The 12669-nt window shown below is 67.7% G+C and carries 10 protein-coding genes; 7 read left to right on the top strand and 3 right to left on the bottom strand.

What is annotated here, in order from left to right; translation table 11 throughout:
- Positions 1–43 precede the first annotated feature (43 nt).
- From purU to AC5RVS_RS12130, 4 genes are all read left to right on the top strand, one after another.
- Positions 44–907 (top strand): formyltetrahydrofolate deformylase, encoded by an 864-nt coding sequence (gene purU, locus AC5RVS_RS12145; RefSeq protein WP_493987659.1) that lies wholly within the window; start codon positions 44–46, stop codon positions 905–907.
- 148 nt (positions 908–1055) lie between these two features.
- On the top strand, positions 1056–1700 hold the full coding sequence (locus AC5RVS_RS12140) for a TetR family transcriptional regulator (protein ID WP_494108315.1): 645 nt from the start codon (positions 1056–1058) through the stop codon (positions 1698–1700).
- Positions 1697–3364, top strand: a complete 1668-nt coding sequence (locus AC5RVS_RS12135; protein WP_494108314.1) for an MDR family MFS transporter — start codon at positions 1697–1699, stop codon at positions 3362–3364. The genes AC5RVS_RS12140 and AC5RVS_RS12135 overlap by 4 nt, the downstream gene beginning before the upstream one ends.
- Before the next feature lie 120 nt (positions 3365–3484).
- Positions 3485–4693, top strand: a complete 1209-nt coding sequence (locus AC5RVS_RS12130) for an LOG family protein (protein WP_494108313.1) — start codon at positions 3485–3487, stop codon at positions 4691–4693.
- On the opposite strand, the gene AC5RVS_RS12125 is transcribed toward AC5RVS_RS12130, so the two are convergent.
- The 3 genes from AC5RVS_RS12125 to AC5RVS_RS12115 form a co-directional block, all read right to left on the bottom strand.
- A complete protein-coding gene (locus AC5RVS_RS12125; RefSeq protein ID WP_494108312.1) occupies positions 4688–5779 on the bottom strand; it encodes a matrixin family metalloprotease in 1092 nt (363 codons plus the stop codon). The genes AC5RVS_RS12130 and AC5RVS_RS12125 overlap by 6 nt on opposite strands.
- A gap of 128 nt (positions 5780–5907) precedes the next feature.
- Positions 5908–7011, bottom strand: a complete 1104-nt coding sequence (locus AC5RVS_RS12120) for a VIT1/CCC1 transporter family protein (protein ID WP_494108400.1) — start codon at positions 7009–7011, stop codon at positions 5908–5910.
- A gap of 331 nt (positions 7012–7342) precedes the next feature.
- Complete coding sequence (locus AC5RVS_RS12115; protein WP_494108311.1) at positions 7343–8863, bottom strand: sodium:solute symporter family protein; 1521 nt, start codon at positions 8861–8863, stop codon at positions 7343–7345.
- A gap of 183 nt (positions 8864–9046) precedes the next feature.
- Between AC5RVS_RS12115 and AC5RVS_RS12110 the strand changes: the two genes are divergently transcribed.
- The 3 genes from AC5RVS_RS12110 to AC5RVS_RS12100 all read left to right on the top strand — a co-directional run bounded on the left by AC5RVS_RS12110 (position 9047) and on the right by AC5RVS_RS12100 (position 12542).
- Positions 9047–9622 carry a helix-turn-helix domain-containing protein gene (locus AC5RVS_RS12110; RefSeq protein WP_494108310.1) on the top strand — a complete coding sequence of 192 codons (576 nt, stop codon included), beginning with the start codon at positions 9047–9049 and terminating at the stop codon, positions 9620–9622.
- 158 nt (positions 9623–9780) lie between these two features.
- The gene (gene speB, locus AC5RVS_RS12105) at positions 9781–10845 is read left to right on the top strand and encodes an agmatinase (protein ID WP_493987666.1); all 1065 of its coding nucleotides are present in this window, start codon (positions 9781–9783) and stop codon (positions 10843–10845) included.
- Positions 10842–12542 (top strand): thiamine pyrophosphate-binding protein, encoded by a 1701-nt coding sequence (locus tag AC5RVS_RS12100; protein WP_494108309.1) that lies wholly within the window; start codon positions 10842–10844, stop codon positions 12540–12542. The genes speB and AC5RVS_RS12100 overlap by 4 nt, the downstream gene beginning before the upstream one ends.
- The last annotated feature ends 127 nt before the right edge of the window (positions 12543–12669 follow it).

The following is a 12669-nucleotide window of genomic DNA, read 5'->3' as shown; positions in this document are numbered from 1 at the left end:
AAGACTGCCACACGAAAAGTTAGACCGAAAACGGGGTAGCAACATGCCGATCCACCACGAGCACATCCTGACCCTCGACTGCCCGGAGCGGTTGGGGATTGTCCACGCGGTCTCCGGTTTCCTGGTGGAGCACCGCCAGAGCATCCAGGAGCTCAAGCAGTTCGACGACCGGCGGGACGGGCATTTTTTCATGCGCACGGACTTCGCCGGGGAGAACGGCGGAACCAACTCCACGGAGCGGCTGCGGGAGGCGTTTGCGCCGTTGGCCGAGCAGTACGGCATGGCGTGGCAGCTGGAACCCAAGGGCCGCCGGCGGCGGGTGCTTGTGATGGTGTCCAAGTTCGGACACTGCTTGAACGACCTGCTCTTCCGCTCCCGGATGGGGGAGCTGCCGGTGGAGATCGTCGCGGTCGTGTCCAACCATCTGGACCACAAGGGGTTGGTGGAATGGCATGAGGTCCCGTACTATCACGTGCCGGTCACGCCGGAGACGAAACCGGCCGCCGAAGCCGAGCTGCTGCAACTGATCGACGCCCACAACGTGGAGCTGGTAGTGCTGGCCCGCTACATGCAGGTCCTCAGTGACCACCTGAGCCGGGAGCTGACCGGCCGCACCATCAACATCCACCACTCCTTCCTGCCCAGCTTCAAGGGGGCCAAGCCCTATCACCAGGCCTACGAAAAGGGCGTGAAAACCGTGGGGGCCACCGCTCACTACGTCAACGCCGAGCTCGATGAAGGCCCGATCATCGCCCAGCAGACGGTGGAAGTCGACCACACCTTCGGGCCGGAGGACCTGGTCGCCGCCGGCCGCGACACCGAGTGCAAGGCCCTCACCAACGCGGTCAAGTGGCACTGCGAAGGCCGGGTCATCCTGCACGGAAACCGCACCGTGGTGCTGCGCTAAGAGCGGCGGGTTGGGTGGTTTCCGCGCGGACAGCGGCCTCCGATCCCTCTGGTCCCGGCGTCATCCGCCGGTGTGACGTTCCTCAAATTCTTGCAGGAATGAATGTTTGCACTTGTGCAAAGAGCGGCGGGGCTGACACACTGGTTCGGTGAGTCAACTAAATTCCCTGCGTGAGCGCAAGCGCGCCGAGTGCTGGGCAGCCCTGCACGATGCCGCGGCGGAAGCGGCTCTGGAAGAGGGAATCGAGGCCGTCACGGTGGATGCGGTCGCGCTCTCCGCCGGGGTCTCCCCGCGCACCTTCTTCAACTACTTCACGTGCAAGGAAGACGCGGTGCTGGGCCTGCGCGAACCGGTGCTTGACGATGCCATGCTGGCCAAATTCGACGTCCATGCCAATCTGCTGGATGAAGTCGGCAAATTGATGCTGGCGGTCACCCGTTCCATCCAAGGCGGAGACGACGCCACCCGCCACCGGATCCTGCGCAAGTACCCGTACCTGCTGCACCGCCGCGTCCAGTACGTCATCAAGGTGGAGCAGTTGGTCACCGCAGCGGTCTCCGAACTGCTCGCCGGCTCCGACCGGCTCGCGGACGCTGAACGAATCCTGGCCACACATCCTGTCGGCGGGCAGTACACCGCCGAAGACGCCGCCCGCATGCTGGTCATGACGGCAGGCGCAGCACTCCGCTTTGCCATGCAAAAAACCATGTCCCAACCCACCCTGGAATCGCAGACCGAGGCCCTTGAGCACAGCCTGGCCTTGCTGCGTGCAGTTCTGAAGGAATCCGAATGAAGAACGAAAGCCGACCGGCGCTACAGCGCCCACCGGCATCCGCGACGTCCCGGCCGGGGCAGCATGGCCACAGCCATGGCAACCTGCTGCTGGTGTTCGTTGCGCTGATGATGGCCATGTTGCTGGCCGCCCTGAACCAGACCATCCTGGCGACCGCACTGCCCACCATCGTGGGCGAGCTCAACGGCGCCAACCTGATGCTCTGGGTGATCACCGCCTATATCCTGGCCGCAACGGTCATGATGCCCATCTACGGCAAGCTGGGCGACCAGATCGGCCGCAAATACCTGCTGGTCGCCGCGATCATCATGTTCTTGATCGGCTCGGTCATCGGCGCCCTGGCACCGGACATGGGCTGGCTCATTGCCTCCCGTGTGGTGCAGGGGCTGGGCGGCGGCGGACTGATGATCCTGTCGCAGGCCATCATTGCCGATGTGGTTCCCGCCCGGGAACGCGGCAAGTATATGGGCGCCATGGGCGGAGTCTTTGCGTTCTCCTCCGTGGTCGGACCGCTGCTGGGCGGCTGGTTTACCGAGGGACCGGGCTGGCGCTGGGCCTTCTGGTTTAACATTCCGGTGGGCGTCTTGGCCTTGATCGGCGCGCTGTTCTTCCTGAAGTCCCGGCCGGTCAAGGTGCGGCCGAAGCTCGATCTCTGGGGCATGCTGCTGATGGCGGTCGCGACCACCGGCCTGGTCCTGGTGAGCAGCTGGGGCGGCAGCACCTTCGCCTGGTCCGATCCGGTGCTCATCGCCCTCATAGCGGGCACCGTGCTGGCCGCCGTCGGGTTCGTGCTGGTGGAGCGAAAGACCGCCGAACCCATCATCCCCATGTCCATGTTCCGCGACCGCAACTTCATCATGACCACCATTGCGGGCCTGTTGATCTCGGTGGCCATGTTCGGCGCCCTCGGCTACATGCCCACCTACTTCCAGATGGCTACCGGAGTATCGGCCACGGCCGCCGGGATGCTGATGATTCCCATGATGGCCGCGCTGCTCGCGTCGTCAATGATCTCCGGAATCCTGGTCTCCAGGACCGGCCGTTACAAATGGATGCCGGTGGCCGGTTCGGCGGTCATGGCGGTAGCCCTGCTGCTGATGTACTTTGTGCGCGCGGACACGCCCGTCTGGGTGCTCTGCGTTTACCTGGGCCTGCTGGGCCTCGGCCTGGGCCTGAACATGCAGATCCTGGTGCTGATCGTGCAGAACTCCTTCCCGCTGCGGCAGGTGGGCACGGCGACGGCGGCCAACAACTTCTTCCGCCAGATCGGTGCCACGCTCGGCTCGGCCGTCGTGGGAAGCCTGTTCGCCCACCGCCTGGTCGACCTCCTCAACGACCGCCTGCCGGCCGCCGCCGTCGCGGCCACCGGAGGCGGCAACTCGCTGACGCCGGACATGGTCGCAGGCCTGCCCGCACCGGTGCACGATGTCATCGTCGAGTCCTACAACGAAGCCCTGATGCCGCTCTTCCTGTTCATGGTGCCGATGGCCGTTGTCGCCACCGTGCTGTGCATGTTCGTGGTGGAAAAGCCGTTGGCCACCGCGCTGGAGCCGGACGTCCTGGCCGAGGCAGCCTCGGAGGGGAATATCGCAATCACCTCCGCGACCGAGGGCAACCGGCCGGCAAACACGGACCTGCGCCAGGCCGAAGCCAGCAACAGGTAGCGCGCCCGCCCGCACCGCTTACGAGGCCGCTTGGGCGGCGGTAGCTCGGGGCAACCGGGGGTGCGAAGCCGGTCCGGCAGCGCTGGCGGGCAGCCCGGAGCCCGCGGTTATGCTGGCTGCATGGGAGCGTCAGCGGCACTGCACAAGGAACCGCGTGTCATCGAGATTGAGTCGCTCGAGCACTTCGACCGGCTCGTCGCGCGGGCGCCGCGGGCCAGGGCAACGGAGGACGGCGAGCGGCGGCCATCCGGCGGTCCGCAGCCAACCGGGGCACCGGTGCCCGGCGGGGAACCGCCGTCGATGAACGGCTGGCACTTCCAGTCGGTGGATCTCACCGGCCGCACCGAGGCCCTGCGCAGCATGGACCCGGCAGGCGCGATGTTCCTGGGCTGCGCGTTCGAAGCCGCCACCGAGGCGTGGCTGCACCGCAACGGTGCGCTGATCTTCCCCACGCTGCCCGGCGTCCCGTTCGACCCGTACCGCGGCCAGGTCTACACCGCCGCCGAGCTCTACAGCGGGCTGGACACCGGACCATACGAGGGGACGCTGGACGCGCAGGTCTACGCCTGGTCGTCGCGCTCCGCCACCCGCCACGACCTGGACTCCACCCTGGCGGCAAGCCTGCACGACCATGCCATCGGCGACGCCATGGAGGCGCTGTTCCCCACCGTGTTCGCGGGTCGGAGGATGGTGGGGGTGATGGGCGGGCACGCCGCCGCGCGGGGCAGCATAATTTACGACGGCGCCGCCCGGCTGGGCAGGCTTCTCGCCAGGGAGGGGTATGCCGTGGCGACCGGCGGCGGCCCGGGCGCCATGGAGGCCGCCAACCTGGGCGCCCGCCTCTCCGCGGCCGGCGATGACGAGTTTGCCGGCGCGCTGGAACGGCTGGCCGGCGTCCCCGGCTTCCGGCCGTCCATCACCGACTGGGCCCGCGCCGCGGCCGACGTGCTCGCCGATGCCGGACCCGGCGTCGCAAATCTGGGCATTCCCACCTGGCACTACGGGCACGAGCCGCCGAACCTGTTTGCCACCCACATTGCCAAGTACTTCGGCAACGCCCTGCGCGAGGCGGTGTTGCTGCAGCGCTGCGACGGCGGCATCGTGTTCCTGCCCGGCGCCGGCGGCACGGTGCAGGAGATTTTCCAGGACGCCTGCGAAAACTACTACGCCACCCCGGAAGCGCTCTCGCCGATGGTCTTGGTCGGGCGCACGTACTGGACCGAGGAGCTGCCGGCCTGGCCGTTGCTCCAGGCGCTGGCGCGCGGGCGGTCCATGGAGGGCGCGGTGCATCTGGTGGATACCGTGGAGCAGGCCCTGGACGTTCTATAGCTCGGGCACGCACTCGCCTTGGCCCAGTAACGACAAGCCGGTGAGGTCGCCGTCGGCAAAGGTGAGGATGTCGCGCGAGGCCTGGGCGTACATCAGCTGGGTGGGATCATCAACGTGGTCCAGGCCGAGCAGGTGGCCCAGCTCGTGCATGATGATGGCCCGCGCGGCGTCGTTGCCCCCGGGCGAACCGAGCAGCTGGCGGAACTGCGGGGTGTCCAGTTCGACCTGACCTGACACGTAAGCGGAAACCCCGCCGCGTGATGCCCAGCCGCTGCCGCCCAAGCCGATGGTCGGGCCGGCCAAGGAGGGGCTTTGCTCCGGGTCGGACCAGGCGATCAGCACCGGTGCCCAGCGCTCGCCGTAGCGTTCGGGCTGGTAGGACCGGCGCCGCTCGGCGGGCTGTTCGGTGGTGGTCCCTTCGTAAATGAACTGCAGCCCGGTGGCCTCCGAGACGTGTTCCACCGCCTCATGGACCAACTCGGTGCTGCCCGCGGGGGAGCCTGCCGTACGGACCACATAGCGGACCGGGCGGCACGGGTCGTAGGCGATGTAGTCCTGCCTGTTGGACGGCGAGGCCAGGAAACGGTAGGAGTCGTTCTCCTCGTAGACCGGCGCGGGCACCCCCAGCGGTTCGTCCGCGACGTCGACTCCCGACGGCGGAAACCCGCCGTGGCCCGGACCCTTGACAGCGGATCCGGCGTCGAACGGAACACCCTCAAGGGCGGCGGCCCCGCCGGGTGGCACCCCTGAGGCGAGCCGTGGTTGTGCCATCCAGACGAAGGCCCACGCGGCCAGCGCCGCAGCGGCGGCCAGCAGGAGGAACTTGCCAAACGGTGACGGGCCGCCGCGCAGGTTCGGTTCGGCCCCGGGGGCCGGGGCTTGCCAAACCGGTATGGGCTGCTGCCCGGGAACGCGCCCCTGCCGCGCCGTCGGGTTGATCCAGACCTGCCCCTGGCCCGGGTGCGCACGCGGGCGCTCGGCGGAGCCGGCCGGGACCACCTGCGGTGCCTGGCCCGTCCCGGACCCCGGCACAAGCCGGCCCCCGCCCGGTGCATGGCCCGGGCCCTCGGTCGGTGGCCAACTCATGGTCCCCCTAGGCGTGGCGGACGGCGGTGCACCCTTGCCCCGCTTGCCTCAGAGTAACCAAAGCGTGAGACAAACGGTAGATGTCTGCCCGATGCCGGCAGGTGAACAAGCCGGCCACCGACGCGGGATCAGACCGCCGTGGTGCCGAACAAGGAACCCAACAGGTAGGTGGCCAGGGCCGCACCGAAGCCGATCGCCAGCTGCCGCAGGGCACGCTTGAGCGGCGAGGCCCCGGACAGCAGCCCCACGATTCCGCCGGTCACCAGCAGCGCCAAGCCGACCAGCACCAGTGCGACCACGACGGCCGCGGCGCCCTGCATGCCGAAGATGTAGGGCAGGATCGGGATCAGCGCTCCGCTGGAGAAGAACAGGAAACTGGAGAGGGCGGCGTTCCAACCGGTGCCGATCTCCTGGTAGTCGTTGATGTACGTTTCCGGCGGCTGCAGGGACAGGCTCGGATCGCAGTCGCAGTCCAGGTAGCCCATCCGTTCGGCGGCACGGTGTTCGGCAGCTTCCGGGGTCATGCCCCGCGCGCGGTATACAAGCACCAGTTCGTTCGCGTTCAGGTCCAGGTCCGGTGCTGCCCGCAGGGTGATCTGGGTGGGGCGGGTGGCAGAGAGCAATTCGCGCTGGGAGCGCACGGAAACATACTCGCCGGCGCCCATGGACAGTGCCCCGGCGAGGAGGCCGGCAAAGCCGGCGAACAGGATGAATCCGCTGGAGACCCCGGTGGCACCGATGCCCATGATCAGGGCCAGGTTCGAGACCAGCCCGTCGTTCGCGCCGAAGACCGCCGCGCGGAAGTTGCCGGAGAGCCGGGCGCGGCCGCGGGTGGCCAAGCCGCGGATGACCTCTTCGTGAATCAGTTCATCGGCGGCCATCGCCTCGGTGGCCGCAGGCTCACTGCCGTAGGGGGAGCGGCTTTCGGCCCGCTGCGCCAAAGCCAGTACGAACACCGAGCCGAAGCTGCGGGCCAGGAACCGCAGCACGGTGCGGCGCAAGGACGGCCGCAGCCCTTGCCCGGCGTGCTCGCCCAGCAGGTCGCGCCAGTGTTTTTCGTGCCGGCCCTCAGCATCGGCCAGGGCCAGCAGGATCTCGCGTTCCTCGCCGTCGCGGCGCCTTGCCAGGTCACGGTAGATGGCGGCTTCGGCGCGTTCGTCGGCCAGATAACGGCGCCACAGCCGGATGTCGGATTTTGACGGCGATGCTTTGCCGTCGGGTTGGGAGTCCATAGGGTCGGGGCCGGCTGGATCGGGGCTCGTTGTCACGCTGCTCCTGAGTCGGACCGGAGACGATTCGACGATCTCCGGTCAGTTAACCATCAACTGACCGAAGGTCTCGCTCGCCCGGGCGCAGCGGATCAGGCGGTACCTGCCCTGCGCTCAGGTGGACTGCCGGGCCGCACACGCTGGCCAGTATGTCGACAGGCCTCCACGCCCGGTGCGCGTTACGCGCGCGGCGGTGGAGCTACTCCCCTTCGCAACCTCCATTGTAGCCGGTCGGGGCGATCCCTTGAGGACCGCCCCGCCGTCAGCGTCTCCTAACCCGACTCGGGCAGGAGCCTCAGCGCGTGATGACCTCGTCGGGGCCCTCGACCGGGACTTCCTCCGTTGCCTGCCCCGACACCCGGCGGTCCCACGCCTCGCGCACGGCGGCATCGGTGGGCTTGGTGAGCAGCGACACTCCCACGTAAACCAGCGCGGAGGCGATCAGGCCGTAGTAGATGGGTTCGTTGGCGTAAACACCGGCATATTGTTCCTCGGCGTTGACTTCCAGCACGATCATGGTGGTCAGCGTGACGATGGTGCCGGCCGCCATGGACCACGCGGCGCCCAGGCCGGTGCCGCGCTTCCAGACGAGCCCGCCCAAGATTGCGACCAGCAGGCCGCCCACCAGGATGTCGTAGGCGATGGTCAGCGCAGCGACCACGTCCTGCACCACGATGGCCAGCAGGATCGAGACCGCACCCAATCCGAAGACCCACCACCGGTTGCCGGCCACGTCGTGTTCGGTGTTCTCGTGGTCGTAGTGGACGTGCTTGCCGAACCAGGAAGCGACGAACGGCACCACGTCGGCGCGTGCCACGGTCGCCGCGGCAATCAGGCAGCCGGACGCCGTCGACATCATCGCCGCCACGGCCGCGGCCAGCACAATGCCGCCGATGCCGATGGGCAGCAGGTTCATGGCCACGTCCGCGTAGACGTCGTCCTCGACTTCGATGGCGGGCAGCGCCACGGAGGCTGCCATGCCGATCAGGGCGCCGGCGGCTCCGTAGAGGATGCAGTAGACGCCGGCCGTTGCGCCGCCCCAGCGGGCGACGCCGGGATTGCGGGCGGTGAAGACGCGCTGCCAGATGTCCTGGCCGATCAGCAGGCCCAGTGTGTAGACCACGAAGTAGGTGATGATGGTCTGCACGCCGATGCCGGTCAGCGAGAAGAATTCCGCATCAACGCGCCCGCGGATGCCGTCCAGCCCGCCGGCGGCCGACCAGGTGAACGGCAGCATCAGCAGGAAGACGCCGACGGTCTTGATGATGAACTGGGCCATGTCGGCCAGCGTGATGGACCACATGCCGCCGACCGTGGAGTAAATCAGCACAATGGCGCCGCCGACGGCGATGGACAGCCAGCGCTCCCAGCCGAAGAGCACCACCATGATGGTGGCGTACGCCCCGGTGGACGTGGCGCAGAGCATGAGCGTGTAGGCCAGCATGACGATGCCCGACACCTTCGTGGCGTGCACGCCGTACCGCAGCGTGAGCATCTGTGCCACGGTGTAGATCTTCAGCTTCTGCAGGGTCGGGGCAAAGAGCAGGCTCAGCAGCAGCACGCCGGAGCCGATCGCGACCACCAGCCACATTCCGGAGATGCCCCACTTGTAGCCCAGGCCCACCCCGCCGACGGTGGAGGCTCCACCCAGGACGACGGCGGCCATCGTGCCGGTGTAGAGGACGGGGCCGAGGCGGCGGCCGGCCACCAGATAGTCGCTGGTGTTCTTGGTGCGGGTTTTGCCCCACCACCCGAAGAGCAGCATGGCGGCCAGATAGGCCACCACAATCACGACGTTGACGATTTGACTGTCCATGGGGGACTCCAAGCGAGAATAGCGCGGGACGACATGCCGGAAATTGCCTGTGAGGCAACAAGTGTTGAGTGTTAAGCTAAATGTGGCACGGGGCACACGTCAACTCGGCCAGGCTGCCGGGGTCTCGACGGGAGCAGTGCCTGCACGCCGCTTCCGTCAACTCTGCACCGAGAAGGATGATTAGTGAAGGCACTGCCAGTCGAACCCAGCAATGCCCCGGTGGCCATAGGCTCGCGGATCCGCGCCGCACGCCAGGGTCAGCGCATGACCATCGAACAGGTGGCGGATTCGACGGGGCTCACCAAGGGATTCCTAAGCCGCGTGGAGCGTGACTTGACCTCGCCGTCGGTGGCGTCGCTGGTCACCCTGTGCCAGGTGCTGTCCATCTCCATCGGTGACCTCTTCTCGATGCCGGAAACACACGTCTCGCGCGCGGGGAAGGGGCCGCGGATCAACCTGGGCGGCGAAGGCATCAAGGAGGAGTTGCTGACCGCCCGGCACGAGCGCCGGTTGCAGATCATCCGTGCCGTGATCGAACCGCACGGCCGCGGGGAAGCCGATCTCTACTCGGTGGACTGCGACGTGGATGTCCTGCATGTGATCGCCGGCAGCATCACCCTGGTCTTCACCTCCGAACGCTATGAACTCGGCGCCGGCGACACCATTTCCTTCTCCGGGCGGGAGCCGCACACCTGGATTAACGAGAGCGACGAAGAGGCCATCGTCACCTGGACGCTGGTCCCGGCGGCCGCGCGCTAGTGTGCCCGGGCCGCGCGAGAGCTCGTGCCGCACCCCGCGGTCTTGACTGTTACCCCCACCACAAATAACATCACAGGCAACAGATGTTGCACATAAGGCAACCATGCCGCGTCGGTCGCGCAACTGACCCGCCCGCCCGCGCCCCTCAGAGGAGAACCATGGAAGAGCTTCGTGTGGAAGCCAACGGCCATCTTGGCCCGATCGATTCGTCCCGCATCCCGCGTTACGCCGGAGCCGCCACCTTCGCCCGGCTGCCCCGCTTGGACCAGGTGCAGCAGGCGGACATCGCCGTCGTCGGAGTCCCCTTCGATTCCGGGGTTTCCTACCGTCCCGGCGCCCGCTTCGGCGCCAACCACGTGCGCGAGGCCTCGCGGCTGCTGCGACCGTACAATCCCGCCTGGGACCTCAGCCCGTTCGAAGAGGTCCAGGTGGCCGACGCCGGCGACATGGCGGTGAACCCGTTCAACATCAACGAAGCCATCGAGACCATCCAGCAGAACGCCCTCGACCTGACCGCCTCCGGCACCAAGCTGGTCACCCTCGGCGGCGACCACACCATCGCGCTGCCGCTGCTCCGCGCGGCCGCCGAGCGTGCCGGCGGCCCGGTCGCCATGCTGCATTTCGACGCGCACCTCGATACCTGGGACACCTACTTCGGCGCCGAGTACACGCACGGCACTCCATTCCGTCGCGCGGTGGAGGAAGGCATCCTGGACACCGAGGCCATTTGCCACGTGGGCACCCGCGGCCCGCTCTACGGCAAGAAGGACCTCGACGACGACCATCGTTTCGGTTTCGGCATTGTCACCAGCTCCGACGTCTACTACGAAGGCGTCCGTGACGTGGTGGCCAAGCTGCGCGACCGGATCGGCAACACCCCGCTCTACATTTCGGTCGACATCGACGTGCTGGATCCGGCCCACGCACCCGGCACCGGAACCCCGGAGGCCGGCGGCATCACCAGCCGGGAGCTGCTGGAAATCATCCGCGGGTTCCGCGGCATGAACCTCGTCGGCGCCGACGTGGTGGAAGTGGCCCCGGCCTACGACCACGCGGAGATGACAGGGGTGGCCGGCAGCCATGTGGCCTACGAACTCGTTTCGTTGATGGCCGACAACGCGTCCGGCGGCGGGTCCGGCAACGGCTACAGTGCCCAGGCGCTCAAGGGCGCGGGCGCCGCCGTAGGCAGCGGCAACGGATTGGATCAGGAGTCCTTCGAATGACAGCAGCAGGGAAAGCCCCCTCCACCGAAGCGGCCTCAGCCGGACCGACCGTCCGCAATGGCGGGGACCTCGTGGTCGAAACCCTCAGCGCCTTGGGTGCGACCACGGTGTTCGGTATCCCGGGACAGCATGCCTTGGGCTTGTTCGACGCCTTGTCCCGGTCGTCGTTGCGCTTCGTCTCCTCCCGGGTGGAGAACAACTCCGCGTTCGCGGCGGACGGGTTCTCGCGTGCCACCGGCGAGGTCGGCGTGCTGTTCCTCTCTACCGGCCCAGGCGCCCTGACCTCTTTGGCCGGGCTGCAGGAGGCCTACGCCACCGGCGTGCCGATGGTGGTCATTGCCAGCCAGATTCCGCTGGAAGGCTTGGGCGCGCGCCGCAAGGGCATGCTGCACCAGCTTGACGACCAGAAGGCCTCGGCGGCCAACGTCACGAAGAGCCAGCGGTTGATCCAGCACGCTTCCGGCATTCCGTCGGCCATTCAGGACGCGTGGACCGAAGCGATCTCGTCGCCGCAGGGTCCGGTCTGGGTGGAGGTGCCGCAGAACGTGCTGCTGGACCCGATCATGGTGCCGCCGGTGGAGGACGCGCTGGCCGAGGCGTTCGACAATCCGCCGCGGACCGAGCTGGTCAAGGAAGCCGTCCACTGGCTCTCCGAGGCCAAGCGTCCGGCCATCATCGCCGGCGGCGGAGCCCGCCGGGGCAAGGCCGAACCGTGGCTGCGCTCCATCGCGGAAAAGCTGCGTGCCCCGGTGGTCTGTTCGCCGGGCGGCAACGGCGCGTTCCCGTGGAACCACGAGCTCTCGCTGCAGTCCTGGGTCGAGGACCGATACGTCACCGACGTCCTCGAAGATGCCGACGTCCTGGTGGTCGTGGGCTCGTCGCTGGGCGAAGTGACGAGCAACTATTTCACGATGGAACCGCGGGGACGGATCATCCAGATCGACGCCGAACCCCGGGTCCTCGAATCCAACGGCCCCGCCCTGGGCATCCGCGCAGATGCCGGCCAGGCCCTGCAGGCGCTGGACGCAGCCCTTTCCGGCGATCCGGGCAACGGACCCGACTGGCACGGCCAAACGCCCGAGCAGCTGGTCAAGGACACGCTGGCCAAGGTGCAGGCCCGCCTGGACAGCCAGGATCTGGCCAAGGAGCGGACCTTCATGGCCGATATCCGCGAGGCCGTGCCGGACGACATGCAAACCTTCTGGGACATGACCATCTCCGCCTACTGGGCCTGGAGCTGCTGGGACTCCCGGGACGGGGAGTTCCACTCGGCCCAGGGCGCGGGCGGCCTGGGCTACGGTTTTCCCGGTGCCATCGGCGGCAGCGTTGGCCTGGCCAGCCAAGGAAAGCCGGCGCGTGTGCTGGCCGTCTCCGGCGACGGCTCGGCGATGTATTCGATCAGCGAGCTGGCCACCGTCCGCCAGCACAACCTGCCGGTCACCTGGCTGATTGTGGACGACGGCGGCTACGGCATCCTTCGCGAATATATGGAAGGCGCGTTCGGCCGGGCGACGGCCACGGAACTGGCCCGGCCGGATTTTGTGGCCCTGGCGCAGGCCTTTGGCGTGCCCGCACGCCGGGTGGCAGCGGAGGATGTCGGCCCCGCGCTCCGGGAAAGCTTTGCCGCCGAGGGACCGAACGTCGTCGTCGTGGAGACCCTGCTCAAGATGTTCGCACCCACGCACCTGGTCGGCTGACTCTTAAAACGGCGTCCAACCGTCTGGTCAAATCGGCGGCGGCGACGGTCTTCAGCAAGATGCTGCGTGACCGTCGCCGGCGGACCTCCGCCTTCTCGCCTCCGCCCAGCAGAGGGGGCCGCCCGGC

The organism is Arthrobacter sp. Y3221048 (assembly GCF_059092685.1).
This window is presented reverse-complemented; position numbering and strand designations above follow the sequence as displayed.